Annotated in this window: 19 protein-coding genes and 1 tRNA gene; 11 read left to right on the forward strand and 9 right to left on the reverse strand. The window is 73.3% G+C overall.

The window, feature by feature from the left end; all coding sequences use genetic code 11:
* Positions 1 to 34: 34 nt before the first annotated feature.
* Genes HDA43_RS16140 through HDA43_RS16180 form a run of 9 tightly spaced genes read left to right on the forward strand, consistent with a single transcriptional unit; the run spans position 35 to position 7,481 of the window.
* Entirely contained in the window at positions 35 to 466 is a 432-nt protein-coding gene (locus tag HDA43_RS16140) for a hypothetical protein (RefSeq protein ID WP_179821589.1), read from the forward strand.
* The gene (locus HDA43_RS16145) at positions 463 to 1,449 is read left to right on the forward strand and encodes a hypothetical protein (protein ID WP_179821591.1); all 987 of its coding nucleotides are present in this window, start codon (positions 463 to 465) and stop codon (positions 1,447 to 1,449) included. Before HDA43_RS16140 ends, HDA43_RS16145 begins: the two co-directional genes overlap by 4 nt.
* The gene (locus HDA43_RS16150) at positions 1,436 to 2,704 is read left to right on the forward strand and encodes a V-type ATPase 116kDa subunit family protein (protein ID WP_218911740.1); all 1,269 of its coding nucleotides are present in this window, start codon (positions 1,436 to 1,438) and stop codon (positions 2,702 to 2,704) included. Before HDA43_RS16145 ends, HDA43_RS16150 begins: the two co-directional genes overlap by 14 nt.
* Positions 2,704 to 3,045, forward strand: coding sequence for an ATP synthase subunit C (locus HDA43_RS16155; protein WP_179821593.1), 342 nt, complete (start codon positions 2,704 to 2,706; stop codon positions 3,043 to 3,045). Before HDA43_RS16150 ends, HDA43_RS16155 begins: the two co-directional genes overlap by 1 nt.
* Before the next feature lie 15 nt (positions 3,046 to 3,060).
* A complete protein-coding gene (locus HDA43_RS16160) occupies positions 3,061 to 3,264 on the forward strand; it encodes a hypothetical protein (protein ID WP_218911741.1) in 204 nt (67 codons plus the stop codon).
* Positions 3,261 to 3,773: a hypothetical protein gene (locus HDA43_RS16165; protein WP_179821597.1), complete on the forward strand. Its 513-nt coding sequence runs from the start codon at positions 3,261 to 3,263 to the stop codon at positions 3,771 to 3,773. The genes HDA43_RS16160 and HDA43_RS16165 overlap by 4 nt, the downstream gene beginning before the upstream one ends.
* Positions 3,761 to 5,500, forward strand: coding sequence for a V-type ATP synthase subunit A (locus HDA43_RS16170; RefSeq protein ID WP_218911742.1), 1,740 nt, complete (start codon positions 3,761 to 3,763; stop codon positions 5,498 to 5,500). The genes HDA43_RS16165 and HDA43_RS16170 overlap by 13 nt, the downstream gene beginning before the upstream one ends.
* Complete coding sequence (locus HDA43_RS16175) at positions 5,497 to 6,870, forward strand: V-type ATP synthase subunit B (protein WP_179821599.1); 1,374 nt, start codon at positions 5,497 to 5,499, stop codon at positions 6,868 to 6,870. The genes HDA43_RS16170 and HDA43_RS16175 overlap by 4 nt, the downstream gene beginning before the upstream one ends.
* On the forward strand, positions 6,867 to 7,481 hold the full coding sequence (locus HDA43_RS16180; RefSeq protein ID WP_179821601.1) for a V-type ATP synthase subunit D: 615 nt from the start codon (positions 6,867 to 6,869) through the stop codon (positions 7,479 to 7,481). The genes HDA43_RS16175 and HDA43_RS16180 overlap by 4 nt, the downstream gene beginning before the upstream one ends.
* 5 nt (positions 7,482 to 7,486) lie before the next feature.
* Here the strand turns inward: HDA43_RS16180 and HDA43_RS16185 are convergent, their stop codons facing one another.
* Positions 7,487 to 7,717: a LuxR C-terminal-related transcriptional regulator gene (locus HDA43_RS16185; RefSeq protein WP_312873305.1), complete on the reverse strand. Its 231-nt coding sequence runs from the start codon at positions 7,715 to 7,717 to the stop codon at positions 7,487 to 7,489.
* Between the two features lie 143 nt (positions 7,718 to 7,860).
* Here HDA43_RS16185 and HDA43_RS16190 point away from each other — a divergent pair, with 143 nt between their 5' ends.
* A complete protein-coding gene (locus tag HDA43_RS16190; RefSeq protein ID WP_179821603.1) occupies positions 7,861 to 9,180 on the forward strand; it encodes an acyltransferase family protein in 1,320 nt (439 codons plus the stop codon).
* 116 nt (positions 9,181 to 9,296) lie between these two features.
* Here HDA43_RS16190 and HDA43_RS16195 read toward each other — a convergent pair whose 3' ends face one another.
* Positions 9,297 to 9,569, reverse strand: coding sequence for a GlsB/YeaQ/YmgE family stress response membrane protein (locus HDA43_RS16195; protein WP_179821606.1), 273 nt, complete (start codon positions 9,567 to 9,569; stop codon positions 9,297 to 9,299).
* 253 nt (positions 9,570 to 9,822) lie between these two features.
* Between HDA43_RS16195 and HDA43_RS16200 the strand changes: the two genes are divergently transcribed.
* Positions 9,823 to 10,197, forward strand: coding sequence for a VOC family protein (locus tag HDA43_RS16200; RefSeq protein WP_179821608.1), 375 nt, complete (start codon positions 9,823 to 9,825; stop codon positions 10,195 to 10,197).
* A gap of 231 nt (positions 10,198 to 10,428) precedes the next feature.
* On the opposite strand, the gene HDA43_RS16205 is transcribed toward HDA43_RS16200, so the two are convergent.
* The 7 genes from HDA43_RS16205 to gnd all read right to left on the reverse strand — a co-directional run bounded on the left by HDA43_RS16205 (position 10,429) and on the right by gnd (position 19,136).
* Positions 10,429 to 10,502: transfer RNA gene (locus HDA43_RS16205), tRNA-Ile, on the reverse strand.
* A gap of 155 nt (positions 10,503 to 10,657) precedes the next feature.
* Positions 10,658 to 11,227, reverse strand: coding sequence for a DUF3566 domain-containing protein (locus tag HDA43_RS34390; protein ID WP_312873306.1), 570 nt, complete (start codon positions 11,225 to 11,227; stop codon positions 10,658 to 10,660).
* A gap of 144 nt (positions 11,228 to 11,371) precedes the next feature.
* Complete coding sequence (gene gyrA, locus HDA43_RS16215; RefSeq protein ID WP_179821613.1) at positions 11,372 to 13,894, reverse strand: DNA gyrase subunit A; 2,523 nt, start codon at positions 13,892 to 13,894, stop codon at positions 11,372 to 11,374.
* Between the two features lie 63 nt (positions 13,895 to 13,957).
* Positions 13,958 to 15,916: a DNA topoisomerase (ATP-hydrolyzing) subunit B gene (gene gyrB, locus HDA43_RS16220; RefSeq protein ID WP_179821615.1), complete on the reverse strand. Its 1,959-nt coding sequence runs from the start codon at positions 15,914 to 15,916 to the stop codon at positions 13,958 to 13,960.
* 309 nt (positions 15,917 to 16,225) lie between these two features.
* A complete protein-coding gene (locus tag HDA43_RS36415) occupies positions 16,226 to 16,861 on the reverse strand; it encodes a DciA family protein (RefSeq protein WP_312873307.1) in 636 nt (211 codons plus the stop codon).
* On the reverse strand, positions 16,851 to 18,062 hold the full coding sequence (gene recF, locus HDA43_RS16230; protein ID WP_179821617.1) for a DNA replication/repair protein RecF: 1,212 nt from the start codon (positions 18,060 to 18,062) through the stop codon (positions 16,851 to 16,853). The genes HDA43_RS36415 and recF overlap by 11 nt, the downstream gene beginning before the upstream one ends.
* Before the next feature lie 132 nt (positions 18,063 to 18,194).
* Positions 18,195 to 19,136: a phosphogluconate dehydrogenase (NAD(+)-dependent, decarboxylating) gene (gene gnd, locus HDA43_RS16235; protein ID WP_179821619.1), complete on the reverse strand. Its 942-nt coding sequence runs from the start codon at positions 19,134 to 19,136 to the stop codon at positions 18,195 to 18,197.
* Positions 19,137 to 19,152: the final 16 nt, after the last annotated feature.

Below are 19,152 nucleotides of genomic sequence, written 5' to 3' on the forward strand. Positions count from 1 at the left end.
ACGGCGAGGCGGAGGCGACGGGAGGTGGCGGGAAGTGACGGTGACCCGGCTGGGTGATTTCCTGCAGCGGTTCCGGCCCGGCGCGGTGCCCGGCGCGCCGGCGGCGGTCCCGGCCGACTACGCCGCGGGGGACGAGGCCGAGCTCGACGTCGTCTTCGCGGCCCTCGCCGACGTGCGGGACGCGTGCGCGGCCGAGCGGTCACGGGGCGAGAGCCGGGCCGCGGAGATACGGGAGCGGGCCCGTGCCGAGGCCGCCGCCGTCGTGTCGGCGGCGCGGCAGGCGGCCGAGGCCGAGAGGGCGCGGGCCGCCGCCGCGGAACGGCGGGCGGCCGACGAGAGCGAGACCGCCGTCCGGGAGGCGGAGCGGACCGCGGACGAGATGCGCGCGCGGGCCGAGGTCCGCGTGCCGGCCGAGGTGGCGCGGATCGTCGACGAGGTCAGGGCGCTGGCCGGGGGACCGTCATGACCGCCGCCTGGGTCGCCGGTTCAACGCGGGCCAGGGCCCTGGCCCGCAGGGCGGCGGGCCGGGCCGTCGCCCTGCGGGTGGCCGGGTGCGGGTCGGTGGAGGAGGCGCTGGCCGTATTGGCCGGCACCTCCTACGGTCACGACGTGCGGCGCGGCCAGAGTCTGGGCGAGGCCCAGTGGGCGGTCCTCGCCACACTGCTGTGGCACCTGCGCGTGCTCGCCGGCTGGCTGCCCCGGGAGGGCGGGCAGCTGGTCCGTGTCCTGGCCCGGTGGTTCGAGATCGCCAACGTGGACGAGCTGATGTGCCGCCTGGCGGGACGGGCGGCCGATCCGGAGTTCACCCTCGGTTCCGCGGGCACGGCCTGGCCGCGGCTGCGGCGGTGCGGCTCGTTCGCCGAGCTGCGGACGGTGCTGAGGGGATCGCCGTGGGGCGATCCGGGTGGTCCCGGCCGCCGTGAGATCCAGCTCAGCATGCGCCTGGCGTGGGCCGGACGGCTCGCCGGCACCGTGCCGCCCGCCGCACGAGCCTGGGTCCTGGGCGCGACGGCGTTGCTGGTCGCCAGGGAACGGTACGCCGAGGGGCGCGAGCTGCCCCCGAGGCCGCGTGACCGCTGCCGCGCGCTGCTGGGAGCGGACGCCGTCGCGGCGGCGTCCGTGGCGGAGATGGCCGAACGCCTGCCCTTCGCCGCCCGCTGGGCGCTGCGCGGGATTGACGGTCCCGAGGCGCTGTGGACCGGCGAGCGGCGCTGGTGGGCGCGCCTGGAGGACGACGGCCGGAGCCTGGTGGCCGGGCCGGGCTTCTCGGCGGCTCCGGTGACGGGGGTGGCGGCGGTGCTGGCCGCCGACGCCCGGCGGATCCGCGGCGCACTCGAATTCGCGGCGCGGGGCGGTGACGGCGACGCCCTCGAACTCACCGCCCCGGAAGGTGACGGCGGCATGATCGGACACGCCGGACGGGGCGGTGACGGCGATGCCCTCACCTGACCGCGTGGGCTGGCGGGAGGCCCTGCGCCCGGTGCGCATGGAGCGGGTGGCGATCGTGGTCCCCGTGGAGTCCCTGGACGAGGTGCTCGCCCGGGTGGCGGACGCCGGGGCGGTGGAGCTCTCCACGCCTCCGGATGCCTCGCCGCGAGTCGTGGCCGGGGCGGCCGTGGTCCGTGAGGGGGTCGCGGCTCTCGCCGGGTGGACGCCCGCCGGCGTGGTCGGCGACCTGTCGGCGCGGGTGGCGCCCGCCGGGGGCGCGGTCGTGCCGATCGCCCGCCCGAGAGGCGTCGAGGCGCCGTCCGTGCTGCGCACGGAGGGGCTGAGCGGATCCCTGTCCCCGCTGGTGTCCACCTACGGGACGGTGCCGTACTCCGACATCGACCCCACTCCGCTCGCGGCCGGCGCGTACGTCCTGATGTTCGGCATGATGTTCGGCGACGCCGGGCACGGGCTGCTGCTCCTGTGCGCCGCGGCGGGATTGTCCCTGGGCCGTCCGCGGCGGCTCGCCCGGTTCCGCCGGGCGTGGCCGTTCGCGGCCGGGGCGGGGCTGGCGAGCGTGCTCTTCGGCCTGCTCTACGGCGAGTTCTTCGGGCCGACGGGCGTCGTGCCGGTGCTCTGGCTCGCGCCGCTGTCCCATCCCCTCCAGCTGCTGCTCGCCGCGGTGAGCGTGGGCGCGCTGCTGCTCGGCGTCGCCTATCTCCTCGGCATCGTGAACCGGTGGCGCGAGGGCGGCGCGCCGGCCGCGCTCTACTCCTCCGCCGGGATCGCGGGAGCGACGGTGTTCCTCGGGTTCGGGCTGGCGTTCGCCGGGTGGTACCTGCGGCTGGACGGGCTCGCGGTGGCCGGGGGGCTGCTCGCCGCCGCCGGGCTCGCGCTGGCGTTCACCGGTTTCCTGGCCGAGGCGGGCGGCGGCCTCGACGGTACGGCGCAGGCCGCCGTGCACCTGTTCGACGTCGTCGTCCGCCTGGGCGCGAACGTGGCGTCGTTCGCCCGGCTCGCCGCCTTCGGGCTCACCCACGCGGCCATCAGCTCGATCGTCTGGTCGGCCGCCGCCGCGCTGTGGCCCGCGCACCGCGCCGGCGCCGCGGCGGTCTTCGTCGCGGGCACCCTGCTCGCGCTCGCGATCGAGGGCCTGGTGGTCGCCATCCAGGCGCTGCGCCTGGAGTACTACGAGCTGTTCTCCCGGCTGTTCCAGGCCGAGGGACGCCCGTTCCGCCCGTGGCGTCCCGCGCGGACGTCCAGGGAGGCGATGTGATGTCCGTCCGGCTCCGGCGCGGCCTGCACGCGGTGAACGCCGTCATCGTGCTGGCCGCTCTCATGCTCGTCGTGTGGGCGCTGACCGGTGGCGGCGCGCAGGGCGCCGCGGCCGGGGCCCCGGCGGCGGCGAGCGGGACGGCGCTGCTCGGCGCGGCCATCGCGGTCGCGGGCTCGGCGATCGGCGCCGGCATCGCCGTGGCGTACACGGGCGCCGCGGCCCTGGCCGCGATGAGCGAGCGGCCCGAGCTGTTCGGCCGGGCCATCGTCATCGTCGGCCTCGCCGAGGGCATCGCGATCTACGGGCTGGTCATCGGCATCATCCTCATCGGGCGGGCGTGAGCGGCCGTGGCGAGCGTGGCGATCATCGGAGAGGCCGTCCGCGTGACCGGATACGGCCTGGCCGGAGCGCTCGTCCTGCCCGCAGAGGACCCCGGCGAGGTGCGCGCGGCCTGGCGGGGCCTGGGCCCGGACGTGGCCGTGGCGATCCTCACGCCGCGGGCGGCCGCAGCCCTCGCCGACGCGGACGGCGGACCGCTGAGGGTGGTGATGCCAGAGTGACCGCGATCCGGGAGGCGCTGGAGCCCGTCGCCGCGGCCCTGGTACGGCGGGCGCGGCTCGACGCCGACGCGATGATCGCCGCCGCCGGGCGCGACGCCGAGCGGACGCTGGCCGAGGCCCGGCGCGCCGTGCGGCACGCTGTCGAGGAGGCCGGGGAGCGCGGGGCGGCGGAGGGCCGGGCGCAGGCGCGCGTCGCGCGGATCCGGGCCGGGCGGCGTGCCCGCGCCGTGGAGCTGGCCGCCCGGCGGGAGGTCCTCGCGGAGATGCGCGAACGCGCGGTGGCTGCGGTCACGGCACTGCGGGACGACCCCTGCTACCCCCGCCTCGTCGAGCGCCTGACCGAGCTGGCCAGGGCGTCGGGTGGCGCGGACCTGACGGTGCGCGAGCATCCCGAGGGCGGCATCGTGGCCGAGGGGCGGGGCCGCCGCGTGGACTGCTCGCTGCCCGCGCTCGCGGGCCGGGCGGTGGACGCGCTCGGGGCCGAGGCGGCACGGCTGTGGGCGCCGTGAACACCTCGGGCGCCCCGGGCGCCCCGGACACCGTCAGCGCCTCGGGCGCGGCGGGCACGGTGAGCAGGGTCAACGGGCCCCTCGTCGAGGTCGACGGCCTGGCCGGGGCCGCGATGTTCGAACTGGTCGAACTGGGCCCCCACCGGCTGTCCGGCGAGGTCGTCTCCCTGCGCGGCGCGCACGCCACCGTCCAGGCCTACGAGTACACCGGTGGGCTGGCCCCCGGCCACCGCGCCGAACGCCGGGGGGCGCCCCTGTCCGCCCTGCTCGGGCCGCACCTGCTGGGCGGGGTGTTCGACGGGCTGCTGCGCCCCCTCGACGGCGCGGGCCTGTGGCTGGACCCGGCCGCGCCCCGACCCTCGCCGACCGATCGCGCCTGGGAGTTCGCCCCGCTGGCCGAGCAGGGCGCCGTGATCGGAAGGGGCACGGCCCTGGGCGCCGTCCGCAGTGGGGCGTCACCTCCCTACCTGGTGCTGTCGCCGGGCGGCGAGGTCTCCGCGATCCGGCGAGCCGGCCCGTGCCGGGCCGCGGACCCGGTCGCGGTCGTCGGCGGCGCCGAGGTGACCGTGGAACGGCGCCGCCCGGTGCGGCGGCCGCTGCCGTACGCCGCCCGCCTGGACGAGATGACGCCGCTCACGACCGGTCAGCGGGTCATCGACCTGCTGCTGCCGGTCTCCCTCGGCGGCACGGTCGCGGTCCCCGGTGGGTTCGGCACCGGCAAGACCGTGCTCCTCCAGCAGATCGCGAAATGGTGCGACGCGGACGTGGTGGTCTACGTCGGCTGCGGGGAGCGCGGCAACGAGATGGCCGACGTCGTGGCCGAGCTGGCCGGGATGCCCGACCCGCGGACCGGGGGACGGCTCGCGGACCGGACGGTGGTGATCGCCAACACCTCGAACATGCCGATGATGGCCCGCGAGTCCAGCGTCTACACCGGCGTCACCGTCGCCGAGCACTTCCGGGACATGGGCTACGACGCGGTGGTCATCGCGGACTCGACGTCCCGCTGGGCCGAGGCCCGGCGCGAGCTGGGCTCCCGCTCCGGAGCGCTCCCCGCCGAGGAGGGCTACCCGGCCGACCTCGCCTCCGCGCTGGCGGCCTTCTACGAGAGGGCGGGCCGCGTCACCACGCTCGGCGGCCGTACGGGCTCGGTGACCATCGTCGGCGCCGTCTCCCCGCCCGGGGGCGACCTGACCGAACCGGTCACCACGCTCACCCAGCGTTTCGTCCGGTCGCAGTGGACGCTCGACCGCGACCTCGCCTACGCGCGCCACTACCCCGCCGTCTCCTGGAGCGGCTCCTTCGCTCGCGACGCCGACGCCCTGGCGGGCGTGACCCCGGAGGGCGCGGCGCGGCGGGCGCGGGTGACGGCGCTGCTGGCCGAGGCCGACCGCCTGACCGCGCTGGCCGAACTGGTCGGCGCCGGGACGCTGCCCCCTCACGAACGCGTCGCGCTGCTCGGCGGGCGGCTGGTCCGCGAGGGGCTCCTCCAGCAGAGCGCCCTCAGCCCCACCGACGCCCACTGCGGCCCCGCGCGCACCGCGGCGCTCGCCGACGCGCTGCTCGCGGTCGTCGAGCGCGCCCAGGCCCTGGCCAGGCAGGGGGTGCCGGTGGCCTCGATCGAGGACCGCGACTTCTCCCCCCTGCTCCGCGCCAAGGACGCGCCCGAGGAGGAGATCCCGGCGCGTCGCGACGCCGTACTGCGTGAGCTGGAGGCGGCGCGGTGACGGTGTGGGCCCCGGTGGAGTACACCGGTGTGGCGGAGCTGCGCGGCCCGCTGGTCCTGGTGCGGGGCGTGCGCGGCGTCGGGTGGGACGAGTACGCCACGATCGAGCTGGAGTCGGGGGAGCGCAGGCACGGCCTGGTCCTGGAGACCGACCGCGACCTCGCGGTCGTCCAGGTCTTCGAGGGGACCGCGGGGTTGCGCGCCGAGGGCACACGGGTGACCTTCGCCGGTGGTCCGCTGCGCGTCCCGGTCGGCGCCGGCTGGCTGGGCAGGGTGTGCGACGGGCGCGGCCGGCCGCTGGACGGCGGCCCGCCCGTCCTCGGCGCCGCCGACGCCGCCGTGAACGGGTTCCCGCTCAACCCGACGCGGCGCGAGCCCCCCTCCGAGCCGGTGCTCACCGGGATCTCGGCGGTGGACGCGCTCACCACGCTGGTGCGCGGCCAGAAGCTCGCCGTGTTCTCCTCCGGCGGCCTGCCCCACCTGGAGCTGGCCGCGCAGATCGCCGCGCAGGCCGACACCGGTGGCACGGCGTTCGCCGTGGTCTTCGCCGCCATCGGGTTGACCCACGCCGACGCGGCGAGCGTGCGCGACACGCTGGAGGAACGGCTGGCGGCGGGGGAGTCGGCCCTGCTGCTCAACCTCGCCGACGACCCGGTGATCGAGCGCGTGCTCACCCCGCGGCTCGCCCTCACCGTCGCCGAGTACCTCGCCTTTGAACTGGAACGGCACGTCCTGGTCGTCCTGGCCGACATGACGAGCTACTGCGAGGCGTTGCGCGAGGTGTCCTCCGCCCGCGGTGAGATCCCCGCCCGGCGGGCCTACCCCGGCTACCTGTACAGCGACCTGGCCTCCCTGTACGAGCGGTGCGGGCGGGTGACGGGCCTGGCGGGATCGGTGACCGTGCTGCCGGTGCTCACCATGCCGGCGGGGGACATCACCCACCCGGTGCCCGACCTGACCGGGTACATCACCGAGGGGCAGATCCTGCTGAGCCGGGACGTGCCCGTGTACCCGCACGTCGACCCGCTGTCCTCGCTGTCGCGGATGATGCGGGCGGGGGCCGGGCCTGGGCGGACCAGGCCGGAGCACCTGGACCTCGCCGCCCAGATCCTCGCCGCGCTGGCCCGCGCCCGGCAGGCGGCGGAACTCGCCGAACTGGTCGGCGAGAGCGCGCTCGGCGCCGTCGACCGCCGCTACCTCGCCATGGCCGAGGCGTTCACCAACGTACTGCTGGCCCAGCGGCGGGACGAGGCGCGCTCCCTCGACGAGACTTTCGAGCGGGCCTGGCGGGTGGTGTCCGTGCTGCCCCGGCGGGAGCTGTCCATGCTGTCGCCCGCGGCGCTCGACGCGGGCTACCGGGAGCGGACGTGACCCCGAAGGTCCCACCGGGGCGGGCCGGGCGCCTGTGGCTGCGGCGACGCCTGGCCACCCTGCGGCGAGGGCTGACCGTCCTCGACCGCAAGCGCCGCATCCTGCGGCTGGAACGGGACCGTCTCGCGGACGTCGCGGCACGCACCGGCGCGGACTGGGAGGCGGCGTGCCGGGAGGCCGACGCCTGGCTGCTGCGCGCCTCGCTGCTGGCCGGGCACCGGGCGATCCGGCTCGCCGCCGGCGGTCCGCTCGCCGAGGCGCGGGTGGAGTGGGTCGACTCCATGGGAACCAGCCGCCCCGGCCGCGCCGTCCTCCGGCCGCCCGAACCGGAAGCACCGCCCCCGCTCCCGGGCACGGCGGCGCTCGTCCCGGCCAGGGACGCCTGCCTGGCCGCCCTGCGCGCCGCGGTCGAGCACGCGGCGGCCGCGGAGGCCGCGCGGATCCTCACCGAGGAGGAGGCGATGACCGGCCGCCGGATCCGCGCGCTGCGCGACCTCCTCCTCCCGCGCCTGGAGGCGGAGCTGGCCGCCGTGGAGCTGGCCCTCGACGAGCTGGAGCGCTCCGACGACGCCCGGGTCCGCCGCGCGCTGCCGCCACGGGACCGCGCGTGAGGCGGTCACGGGGTACGGGCACCGGCTTCGCGTTTCACAGGACACGCGTCTAGAGCAGCCTGTCGGTAGGCGGCGGCCTCCGTGCGGTTGCAGACGCCGATCTTGGCGAAGGCGTTGTTGATGTGCGTCTTGACGGTCGTCTTCGCGATGAAGAGGGCCGAGCCAGAGACGGCTCGACCCTCCAGAGCGTCTGTCCATGCCTGGGGCGGTAGGAGCGGGACGGGGTGGAGCGGCACCTCAGAAGGGTGGAGAGCGGGGTGGAGACGAGCCGCCGCACAACGCCGGGCGGCCCGGGACGGCGAGCGCCCGCGTCGGTCCGTTGGGCCCGCCTTCAGGTCGCGCTCATGAATCTCCCAGGATGACCACCTAGCCTGACCGGATGTTCGTCGGAGTTGTGGAGACGAGTCGGAGCGATACCGGGAAGGAGGTTCCGTCCGCGAGGACGCGGTCGTCGTCCGCGGGGCGGCAGGGATGGCTGGACGCGTTGCGCGGCATGGCCGCGCTGGTCGTGGTGTTCGAGCACTCCCTGGACGCGCTCTTCCCGGAGGTGCGCGCGAGCGCCGGCCCGTGGTTCGACTTCGGCCAGTACGGCGTGCTCGTGTTCTTCCTCGTCAGCGGCTACGTGGTGCCGGTCTCACTCGAACGGCGCGGCAGCGTCGGCGGGTTCTGGATCAACCGGGTCTTCCGCCTGTACCCCCTGTGGCTCGTCGCGGCGGCGGCCGGGACGGTGTTCGGCGTCGAGGGCGTGTACACCCCGCTGCCGGACCAGTTGGCGGACGACCCGGGCACCGCGACCCTGGCGCACCTGACGATGCTTCAGGACCTGCTTCAGGTGACCGGCGTCCTCAACGTGTTCTGGACCCTTTCCTATGAAATGGTCTTCTACCTCCTCGTGACCGCCATGTTCACCGCCGGTGTGCACCGGTTCAGCGCCACCGGCATGCTCGCCTTCGCCGTGGCGGCCCTCACCGTGGGAGGGCTGCTCCCGGCGGGCGCGCTGTCGCGCGGCCTGGGCACCACGCCGGTCGTGGTGCTGACCGCGGCCGTGCTGCTCGCGGCGGCCGCGTCGCTGGCCTGCGGCGGACGCCTCCGCCTGTACGGCACCGCGGCGGCGGCCGTGCTCGCTCTGGTGCTGCTCGGCGCCAACAGCCGGATCGGGGCGTGGCAGAGTCTCGCCATCCTCGCGACGATGTTCGCCGGCACCGTCTTCTACTGGCTCGACCAGGGGCAGGTCCGGTGGAGGAGGACCGGATGGCTGCTCGGCTTCGTGCCGGTCGCGTCCATCGGAGCCGCGTGGGCGTTCGGCCCCGGCTGGGGCATGCCCGACGACCAGGCGCGGGCCTTCACCTGGGGCTGGACCACCGCCGTCGCCGCCGCCTGGGCGACCTTCCTGATCGCCCGTATGCTGCGGCACCGGACGATGCCCCGCCTCCTCGTCCGGCTCGGCCTGATCAGCTACTCCGTCTACCTGCTGCACCCCCTCGCGGTGCAGGTCCTCCGGCGGCTGACGATGGATCCCGGCCGCTTTCTCCTCGCCGAGCGGCTCGCCATGGCCGTCCTGCTGCTGGCGGTGGTGCTCGGCTGTGCGGAGCTGACCTACCGGGCCGTCGAGCGCCCGGCCCAGGCCCTGGGCCGTCGCCTGTCCCGGAGGCCGCGGGCCACGCCCGTTCCGGAGGCCGCCCCCCGGAAGGCGGCCTGAGACCGCCGCCCGGGACCGGTGGCCGCGCCCGGGAGGGATCCGCGTCCCGGTCGTACGCGGGCGCCCCCGGTCCGGGTTACTCGGACCGGGGGCGCCGGAGCGGAAGGACCGGTCGGCTAGTCGATGCGGCGCCTGCCGTACAGGTTGACGGTCAGGATGACTCCGACCGCGGCGAGGACCACCTGGATGACCAGTTCGATCCAGTCGATGCCGCGGGTGTCGGCGACTCCCAGGGCTCCGGCGATCGCCGTGCCGATGAGAGCGGCGATGATACCGATCACCATGGTCAGCCAGATCGGGATGCTCTGACGTCCCGGTACAACGAGCCGACCGAGCGCGCCGATGATGAGCCCGATGATTACGGCGGAAATGATGCCTGTCACGGCCATTACTTCACGCTCCTGTGGTTGACTTTCTCATTTTGTGCCCTTGTGCAGCTGTTCGACACATAACGAATCGACAGCACGCCACCGGGACGCCCGGTCAGGTTCCCGCCGCCGGCCGGGACCCGTCATCGGGCCGCGCATCCGATCAAGAAGTGGTCGACCCGAGGAGGTGGGGACTTCCGCATGGCCACCGGCGGCGACACGCACCTGACCGTTGACGGTCCACCTGTCGTACCGGAAGTACATGATGTGAGCCATGACTCAGTCTTCCCCGCATCGACACCACGCCATCGACTACGTGGAGCTCACGGTCACCGACCTTGAGCAGGCCAAGCGTTTCTACACCGAGGCGTTCGGCTGGCGGTTCAACGACTACGGGCCGGGTTACGCCGGCATCCGGAGCGCGCAGGACGAGACCGCGTCCGAAGTGGGCGGTCTTCGCGTGGACGAGGAGGTGCGGCCGGGCGGTCCGTTCGTGCTGCTCTACTCCGCCGACCTGGACCGGTCCGTGGAGGCGGTGACCAACGCGGGTGGCCGGGTGGTGAGCGGGCCGTACGGGTTCCCCGGTGGCCGCCGCTTCCACTTCACCGATCCGAGCGGAAACGAACTGGGCGTCTGGGCCGAGGCGTAGGTCCACTCACCCCGGGCTCCACTCACCCCGAAGGCGTCCGCGCTTCGGGGTGAGCCCTCCGGCCCGGCCGTACCCCGGATCCGGGCGGCCGCACGAGGCCCGATCCGCCGGGTGCCGGGAAGAGCCGGGAAACCGCGATCCGAGAGGCCGACCACCCGTCCGGAAACCCGTTGCGACAGTGGATACGGCAGAACGCCCCGCACGGACGTCCGTACGAGGCGTTTGTGAAAGTGGGGCTACCAGGACTTGAACCTGGGACCTCTTCCTTATCAGGGAAGCGCTCTAACCGACTGAGCTATAGCCCCTTGTTGCGAAGAAACGGTATCGCATCCGCCCTGCGGAGGCGAATCCGTTCGCTCGAACAGGGAAAAGCTTACCCTCTCCCGGCACCTGTTCGCGCCATGCCCCCGGCCCGCCGGCCCGGAGAGGACCGGGCGGCCGGGAACACGGCGCGGAACGGTTACTCGGCCTCGCTGAAGGTGACCTCGACGCCGCCGACCAGGTCGGAGGCGATGTTGTAGATCACGGAGCCGAGGGTGGCCAGGGCGGTGATCAGCACGACGTTCACCGCGCCGATCAGGGCGGTGTAACCCAGGATCCGGACCGGCTCGAACCAGGAGGCCGCGTCGATGCCGCCGGTGGACTTGCCGTCGGCCGTGGTCACCTGGTTCACCATCTGGATGATGTTGTCGAACACCCCCAGGCTGGACAGCGCCATGTAGAGCACCGCGACCGCGACGAACAGCACCACGAAGCAGACCAGCGACACCACGAAGCTGAACTTCATCGCCGACCACGGCTCGATCCGGCGCAGCACCAGGTGGGCCTTGCGCGGCGCCTTCGCGGGGGCCTCGGCCACCTTCTTGTCGGTCGCCGGGGTCCCCGGCGCCCCGGAGGGCGACAGGTTCCCGGGAGTCCAGGAGGAGTTGCCGGCGTCCGGGGACGCCGGGCGGATACGCACCGTGGACTCGCTTTGCTTGCCGTCCTCGATCGCCGTCACGTTCTGCCTGCCCTTGAGATCGTCGGTCACCGATTCACCGGTCCCCGGCGTGGGCGCTTTACCGTCGGCCGGCGACTCGACCGCTCCGGCGGTCTCGTCTATCTTCTCCGTTACCTGATCGCGTGTCGACGAGGAAGCCGAACGTGGACCCTTTTTGCCCTGGGCACCCACGTGTTACTCCCCTTCGCCGTTCTCCGGGACCGCGAGGGCCTCGGCGTTGTCACGGGCCCCGGCGGCCTCGGCGTTGCGCGCGAGCGCCACGACGCTGTCACCTTCCGCGAGATTCATCAGACGTACCCCCATGGTCTGGCGACCGGACTGCTTGATCTCCCCTGCGCTGGTCCGGATAACCCCACCATTGGACGTGATCGCGAATACCTCGTCCTCCGGCCTGACCATGGCAGCACCCACAAGCTTGCCACGGGAACTGACGATCTTAGCCGTCAGGACACCCTTGCCGCCCCTTCCCTGGACCGGGTACTGGTCGGCCGGGGTGCGCTTGGCGTAACCGCCCTCGGTGGCGACCAGCACGTCGTCGCCGTCGGCGATGCGGTTCATCGCCAGCAGCTCGTCGCCCTCCAGGAACCGCATGCCGATCACGCCGCTGGTCGCCCGGCCCATCGGGCGCAGCGCATCGTCGGTGGCGGTGAAGCGGACCGACTGGGCGCCGCGGGAGATGAGCAGGAGGTCGTCGTCCTCGGACACCAGCCGGGCGGCGATCACCTCGTCGTCCTCCCGGAGGTTGATGGCGATGAGACCGCCCGAGCGCGGCGAGTCGTACTCCGACAGGCGCGTCTTCTTCACCAGGCCGTGCCGGGTGGCCAGCACGAGGTACGGAGCGACGTCGTAGTCACGCAGGTCCAGGACCTCCATGATGACCTCGTCGGGCTGCATGGCCAGGAGGTTCGCCAGGTGCTGGCCGCGCGCGTCGCGGGCGGCGTCCGGCAGCTCGTACGCCTTGATCCGGTAGACGCGGCCCCTGTTGGTGAAGAACAGCAGCCAGTGGTGCGTCGTGGTGACGAAGAAGTGGTCGACGATGTCGTCCTGGCGCAGCTGGGCGCCGCGCACCCCCTTGCCGCCGCGCCGCTGCGCCCGGTACAGGTCGATGTTGGTGCGCTTGGCGTAGCCGCCGCGGGTGATCGTGACGACCATGTCCTCCTCGGCGAGGAGGTCCTCGATCGACATGTCGCCCTCGTAGGCGATGATCTCCGACTTGCGGTCGTCGCCGTACCTGTTCACGATCTCGGTGAGCTCGTCGAGGACGATCGTCCGCTGCCGCTGCGGCGAGGCCAGGATGTCCTGGTAGTCGGTGATCTGCGCCATCAGCGCGTCGTGCTCGTCGGTGATCTGCTGCCGCTCCAGGGCGGCGAGCTTGCGCAGCTGCATGTCGAGGATGGCCTGCGCCTGGACCTCGTCGATCTCCAGCAGCGTCATCAGGCCGCCCTGGGCGGCCGACGCCGACGGCGAGCGCCGGATCAGCGCGATGACCTCGTCCAGCCGCTCCAGCGCCTTGAGCAGCGCGCGCAGGATGTGGGCGCGCTCCTCGGCCTTGCGCAGGAGGTAGCGGGTACGGCGGACCACGACCTCGATCTGGTGCGTCACGTAGTGGCGCACGAACTGGTCCAGCCGCAGGGTGCGGGGCACTCCGTCGACCAGGGCCAGCATGTTGGCGCCGAAGGTGGTCTGCAGCTGGGTGTGCTTGTAGAGGTTGTTCAGCACGACCTTGGCGACCGCGTCGCGCTTGAGCACGATCACCAGGCGCTGGCCGACCCGGGAGGAGCTCTCGTCGCGGACGTCGGCGATGCCGTTGATCCGGCCGTCCTTCACCAGCTCGGCGATGGACAACGCCAGGTTGTCCGGGTTGACCATGTAGGGCAGCTCGGTGACGACCAGGCACTGGCGGCCCTTGGCGTCCTCCTCGACCTCCACGATCGCCCGCATGGTGATCGACCCGCGACCGGTGCGGTAGGCGTCGTCGATGCCGCGGCGGCCCACGATGAGCGCGCCGGTGGGGAAGTCGGGGCCCTTGATCCGGCCGATCAGCGCCTCGAGCAGCTCCTCGTCGCCCGCCTCGGGGTTCTCCAGGCACCACCTGATGCCGTCGACGACCTCGCGCAGGTTGTGCGGCGGGATGTTCGTGGCCATGCCGACCGCGATGCCGGCCGAACCGTTGACCAGGAGGTTCGGGAACCGCGACGGGAGGACCAGCGGCTCCTGCGAACGCCCGTCGTAGTTGGGCTGGAAGTCGACGGTCTCCTTGTCGATGTCACGGATCATCTCCATGGCGATCGGCGCGAGCTTGCACTCGGTGTACCGCATGGCGGCCGGCATGTCGTTGCCGGGCGATCCGAAGTTGCCCTGGCCGTCGACCAGGGTGTAGCGCAGTGCCCAGGGCTGTGCCAGCCGTACGACGGTGCCGTAGATCGACGAGTCGCCGTGCGGGTGGTAGGAGCCCATGACGTCGCCGACGACGCGGGAGCACTTGAAGTAGCCCCGGTCGGGGCGGTAGCCGCCGTCGTACATGGCGTACAGCACGCGGCGGTGCACCGGCTTGAGCCCGTCACGGACGTCGGGCAGCGCACGGGACACGATGACCGACATCGCGTAGTCCATGTAGCTGCGCTGCATCTCCGACTGGATGTCGACCGGCTCGATGCGCTCTGCTGGCTCTGCGGGCGGAGTGTTCACGTCCGTCACGGGTGATGGGTCCTTTTCGAAGAGAGGTCTGTACGGCTGCCGCTACGCGTCGGGGGACCGCCGCTACACGTCGAGGAAGCGGACGTCCCGTGCGTTCCGGATGATGAAGGAGCGGCGTGCCTCGACGTCCTCGCCCATCAGGACGCTGAACAGCTCGTCGGCCTGTGCGGCGTCGTCGAGGGTGACCAGGCGCAGGACGCGGCTCTCGGGGTTCATCGTGGTGTCCCACAGCTGGCCGGCGTTCATCTCGCCCAGACCCTTGAACCGCTGGATGCCGTCGTGCAGGCGCGGGTCGCGCCTGCCCCGGCCGATGCCCTCCTCGATGATCGCGTCGCGCTCGGGGTCGGAGTAGGCGTAGGAGGCGTCCTCGCCCCGGCGGTCCCACTTGATCTTGTAGAGCGGCGGCTGGGACAGGTAGACGTGCCCGGCCTCGATCAGCGGCCGCATGAAGCGGAACAGCAGCGTCAGCAGCAGAGTGTTGATGTGCTGGCCGTCGACGTCGGCGTCGGCCATCAGGATCAGCTTGTGGTAACGCAGCTTGGAGATGTCGAACTCGTCGTGGACGCCGGTGCCCATGGCGGTGATCAGCGCCTGGACCTCGGTGTTCTTCAGGACCTTGTCGATCCGCGCCTTCTCCACGTTCAGGATCTTGCCTCGGATGGGCAGGATCGCCTGGAAGCGGGAGTCGCGGCCGCCCTTGGCCGAGCCGCCGGCCGAGTCGCCCTCGACGATGAACAGCTCGCACTTCTCCGGGTCGCTCCACTGGCAGTCGGCCAGCTTGCCGGGCAGCCCGGAACCGGCCTCCAGCAGCGACTTGCGCCGGGTCAGGTCGCGGGCCTGGCGGGCCGCGAGACGGGCGCGGGAGGCCTGCAGGGACTTGCTGATGATGTCCTTGGCCTCGCCGGGGTTGCGCTCGAACCAGTCGCGCAGGTGGTCGTTGCAGGCCTTCTGGACGAACGACTTGGCCTCGGTGTTGCCCAGCTTGGTCTTGGTCTGGCCCTCGAACTGCGGGTCGGCCAGCTTCACCGAGATGATCGCGGTGAGGCCCTCGCGGATGTCCTCACCGGTGAGGTTGTCGTCCTTGCCCTCCTTGAGGAACTTCTGCTCGCGCGCGTAGCGGTTGACGATCGACGTCAGCGCCGCGCGGAAGCCCTCCTCGTGGGTGCCGCCCTCGGCCGTGTTGATGGTGTTGGCGAAGGTGTAGACCGACTCGGTGTAGGAGTTGTTCCACTGCATCGCGATCTCGACCGAGATCCCGTCACCGTTCTCCTCGAAGTCGATCACCGAGACGTGCGCCGCCTCCTTCTTCGAGTTGAGGTGCTTGACGAAGTCGGACAGGCCGCCCTCGTAGTGGTAGACCACCTCCACCGGCCCGCCCTCGCCGTCCTCACCGGCGGAGTGGCCGGGGCGCTCGTCGCGCAGGGAGATCGTCAGGCCCTTGTTGAGGAAGGCCATCTCCTGGAAGCGGCGCGAGAGCGTCTCGAAGTTCCACGTCGTGGTCTCGAAGATGGTCGGGTCGGCCCAGAACGTGATCGAGGTGCCGGTCTCGCTGGTCGGCTCGCCCTTCTCCAGGGGCGCCGTCGGCCGGGAGTCCGCGTAGGACTGCCGCCAGTAGTGGCCGTCGGTGAGGATCTCCACCTCGAGCCTGGTGGACAGCGCGTTCACCACGGAGACGCCGACGCCGTGCAGACCGCCGGAGACCGCGTAGGACTTGCCGTCGAACTTGCCTCCCGCGTGCAGCACGGTCAGGACGACCTCGACCGCGGGACGCTTCTCGACGGGGTGCATGCCGACGGGGATGCCTCGGCCGTTGTCCACGACCCGCACACCGTTGTCGGCGAGCAGGGTGACCTCGATCCTGTCGGCGTGCCCGGCCAGGGCCTCGTCCACGGAGTTGTCCACGACCTCGTAGACGAGGTGGTGCAGACCGCGTTCCCCGGTCGAGCCGATGTACATGCCTGGGCGCTTACGGACCGCCTCAAGCCCTTCGAGAACGGTGATTGAGCTAGCGTCGTAGGACAAGTGCGGAATCCTCCTGCCGCGGACACGCAGCGGGGACCCGATTAAGCCCCGCCCTGCCCGTCACCGTCGTGAATGCCCCGATGCGCCCACCCGGGGGAGTCGGCCTCGCAGGCCGGGGTGTCACGCAAACGGACGTGTCCGGAATTCGGTTCCATTCTAGCGGCTCGGGACGCGTGATGCGGCATTGACGGGCTCCAGAAGCCTCTCTAGCGCGTCCACCCTCCATTTGGGCATCCCCCCTCGGGGGTGGGGGGTCATCGCGCGAGAGGGGCCGCTGATCCGTTTTCGGCGCCAGCCGGACCAGCGTGATCAACCGTACGTGTCACCTGGGCCTCGGCTGCCGGTCACCCGGAGGCCGCCGGGGCGCGGACCGTGCTGCGGCCCGCGCACCCGCACCCGCTGCACCGTGCCGTCCCCGAGCTCCTCGTTCAGCCGCCTGACCAGGGTTCTCGCCAGCAGGCGCACCTGGGTGGCCCAGGCCGTGGAGTCGGCGGACACCACGACCTCCCCGTCGGCGAAGGTCTCCGGCCGGGTGTGGGAGGCCAGCTCCGGGCCCACGATCTCGGGCCAGCGGCCGAACACCCCGCCCACCGCGGCGGGACGCTCCCAGCCCCGGTCGGCCAGCAGGTCGGCGATGGCCCGGCCGAGGAGCTGGGGGTCGCCGCCCTCCCTGCGGACGCCGGACGCCGCGCGCCTGGGCTCGCGCCGCGGCAGCCTGCCGCGGCGGGCCGCGTCGGCCTTGGCCTGGGCCAGCTTCTCCCTGGCCAGCGCGGCGCCCCGGGCAGCGGTCCCCGCGGTGCCCGCGGCCGCCTCGGCCGCCGCCGCGGCGCCGGTCCCCGTACCGGAACCCGTCCCGGGTACGGCGCTCCCGCCGCCCGCCCCGGAGTCCCCGGAATCCCCGGAGCCACGCGCGGGCCGGTCCCGCGCGGCGTCGTCAGCGGACACGCCCGACACTCCCCTCGGCCACGTCGAACCGGGCCCCGGCCAGCTCCGGCGGCACGTCGGCGGGCACGGCGGCGGTGATGAGCACCTGCTCGGCGGGGGCGACGATCTCCGCCAGGCGGCGGCGCCGGCGGCTGTCCAGCTCGGCGAAGACGTCGTCGAGGATGAGGACCGGGTCGCCGCCGTCGGCCCGCAGCAGGTCGTAGGCGGCCAGCCGGAGGGCCAGCGCGAACGACCACGACTCCCCGTGGCTGGCGTAGCCGCGCGCGGGAAGGTCTCCCAGGCCCAGGAACAGGTCGTCGCGGTGCGGGCCGACCAGGGTGACGCCGCGCTCCAGCTCGGCGCTCCTGACCTCGGCCAGCGCCTCGCGCAGCCGCTTCTCCAGGACCGAGCGGTCGGCCGGGCCGGCCTCCGCGCCGCTCCCGTCGCTCCCGTCGCCCTCGGTGTCCTCGGGCAGCGTGCCGCGGTAGACCAGGCCGGCGGGGGCGGAGTCGGGGGCCAGGGCGGCGTAGGAGGCGGCGACCAGCGGCCGCAGCGCCTCGACCAGCTCCAGGCGGGCCGCGAGCAGCTCAGCACCGTATCTGGCGAGGTGGGCGTCCCACACCTCCAGCGTGCTCAGCGGGTCGCCCGCCCCGGCGGCGGCGAAGCCCGCGTCGTTCTCGGCCCGGCGTCCGCTCCGGCCGCCGCGCCGCGCCTGCGCCGCCGTGCGCAGCAGCGCCCCGCGCTGCTTGAGCACCCGGTCGTAGTCGGCACGGACCCCGGCGAAGCGGGGCGTCCTGGCCACCAGCAGGTCGTCGAGGTAGCGACGCCGCTCCGACGGGTCGCCCTTGACCATCGCGAGGTCCTCCGGCGCGAACAGGACCGTGCGCAGCAGCCCCACGGCGTCGCGGGCGCGGGAGATCGGCGAGCGGTTCAGCCGGGCGCGGTTGGCCTTCCCCGGGTTGATCTCCAGCTCGACCAGGGCGCGGCGGTCGTCCCGCACGACGACGCAGCGGACGACCGCCCGGGCCGCCCCGTGCCGCACCAGCGGCGCGTCGGTGGCCACCCGGTGGCTCGACTGCGTCGCGACGTAGCCCAGCGCCTCGACCAGGTTGGTCTTCCCCTGCCCGTTGGGCCCGACGAAGGCCGTGACGCCCGGCTCCAGGCCGAGGTCTGCGGTGTCGTAGGACCGGAAGTCGGTCAGCGAGAGATGGGCGACGTACACCCCTCGAAGACTAGCCGCACCCCGGGAGTCGCGGTCGGCCCCGTCCGTCACGGGCGACCGTCGCGAGGGTGCCCGTACGACCGCGCGCCCCGCGCCTCCCGCGGCGGGGTGCGCGGCCGTACGGGCGCCGCGTCACCTGTCGGCCTCCGCCGGCGGGACGACGTCGGCGCCCGGGGCGTCGGCGCCCTTGGCGACCTGGCCCTCCTTGGCGGTGACCGCGTGGCCGCCGAACTGGTTGCGCAGGGCCGCGACGACCTTCATGGCCGGCGAGTCGTCCTGGCGGGAGGCGAACCTGGCGTACAGGGCGGCGGTGATGACCGGCAGCGGCACCGCGTGGTCCACGGCGGCCTGGACGGTCCACCGGCCCTCGCCGGAGTCCTGGGCGTAGCCCTTCAGCTCCGCCAGCCCGGGGTCCTCGTCGAGGGCGCGGACCAGCAGGTCGAGCAGCCAGGAGCGGATGACCGTGCCGTTGCGCCAGCTCTTGAAGGAACCGGCCACGTCGGTCACGACGTCGGAGGCCTCCAGCAGCTCCCAGCCCTCGGCGAAGGCCTGCATCATGCCGTACTCGATGCCGTTGTGGACCATCTTCGCGAAGTGGCCGGCGCCGATGCCGCCCGCGTGGACGAAGCCGCCCTCCTCGGGCTTGAGGGTCTCGAAGATCGGCATCAGCCTCCGGACGTCCTCGTCGGAGCCGCCGGTCATCAGCGCGTAGCCGTTCTGCAGGCCCCAGACGCCGCCGCTCACGCCGCAGTCGACGAAGCCGACGCCCCGGGCGCCGAGCTCCTCGCCGTGCTTGCGGTCGTCGAGGTAGTGCGAGTTGCCGCCGTCGATGACGATGTCACCGGGCGACAGCAGCTCGCCGAGCTGCTCGACCGTCGCCTGGGTCGGCGCGCCGGCCGGCACCATGACCCACACCGCGCGCGGCGCCTGGAGCCGGTCCACCAGCTCCTTCAGGTTCGCGACGTCGCTGATCGACGGGTCGCGGTCGTAGCCGACCACGTCGTGGCCGCCGCGGCGCAGGCGCTCGGCCATGTTGCCGCCCATCTTGCCCAGCCCGATCATGCCGATTTGCATACGAGCACCCCCTCTA

Source organism: Streptosporangium sandarakinum, from assembly GCF_013409935.1.
In the GTDB taxonomy this organism is placed as follows: domain Bacteria; phylum Actinomycetota; class Actinomycetes; order Streptosporangiales; family Streptosporangiaceae; genus Streptosporangium; species Streptosporangium nondiastaticum.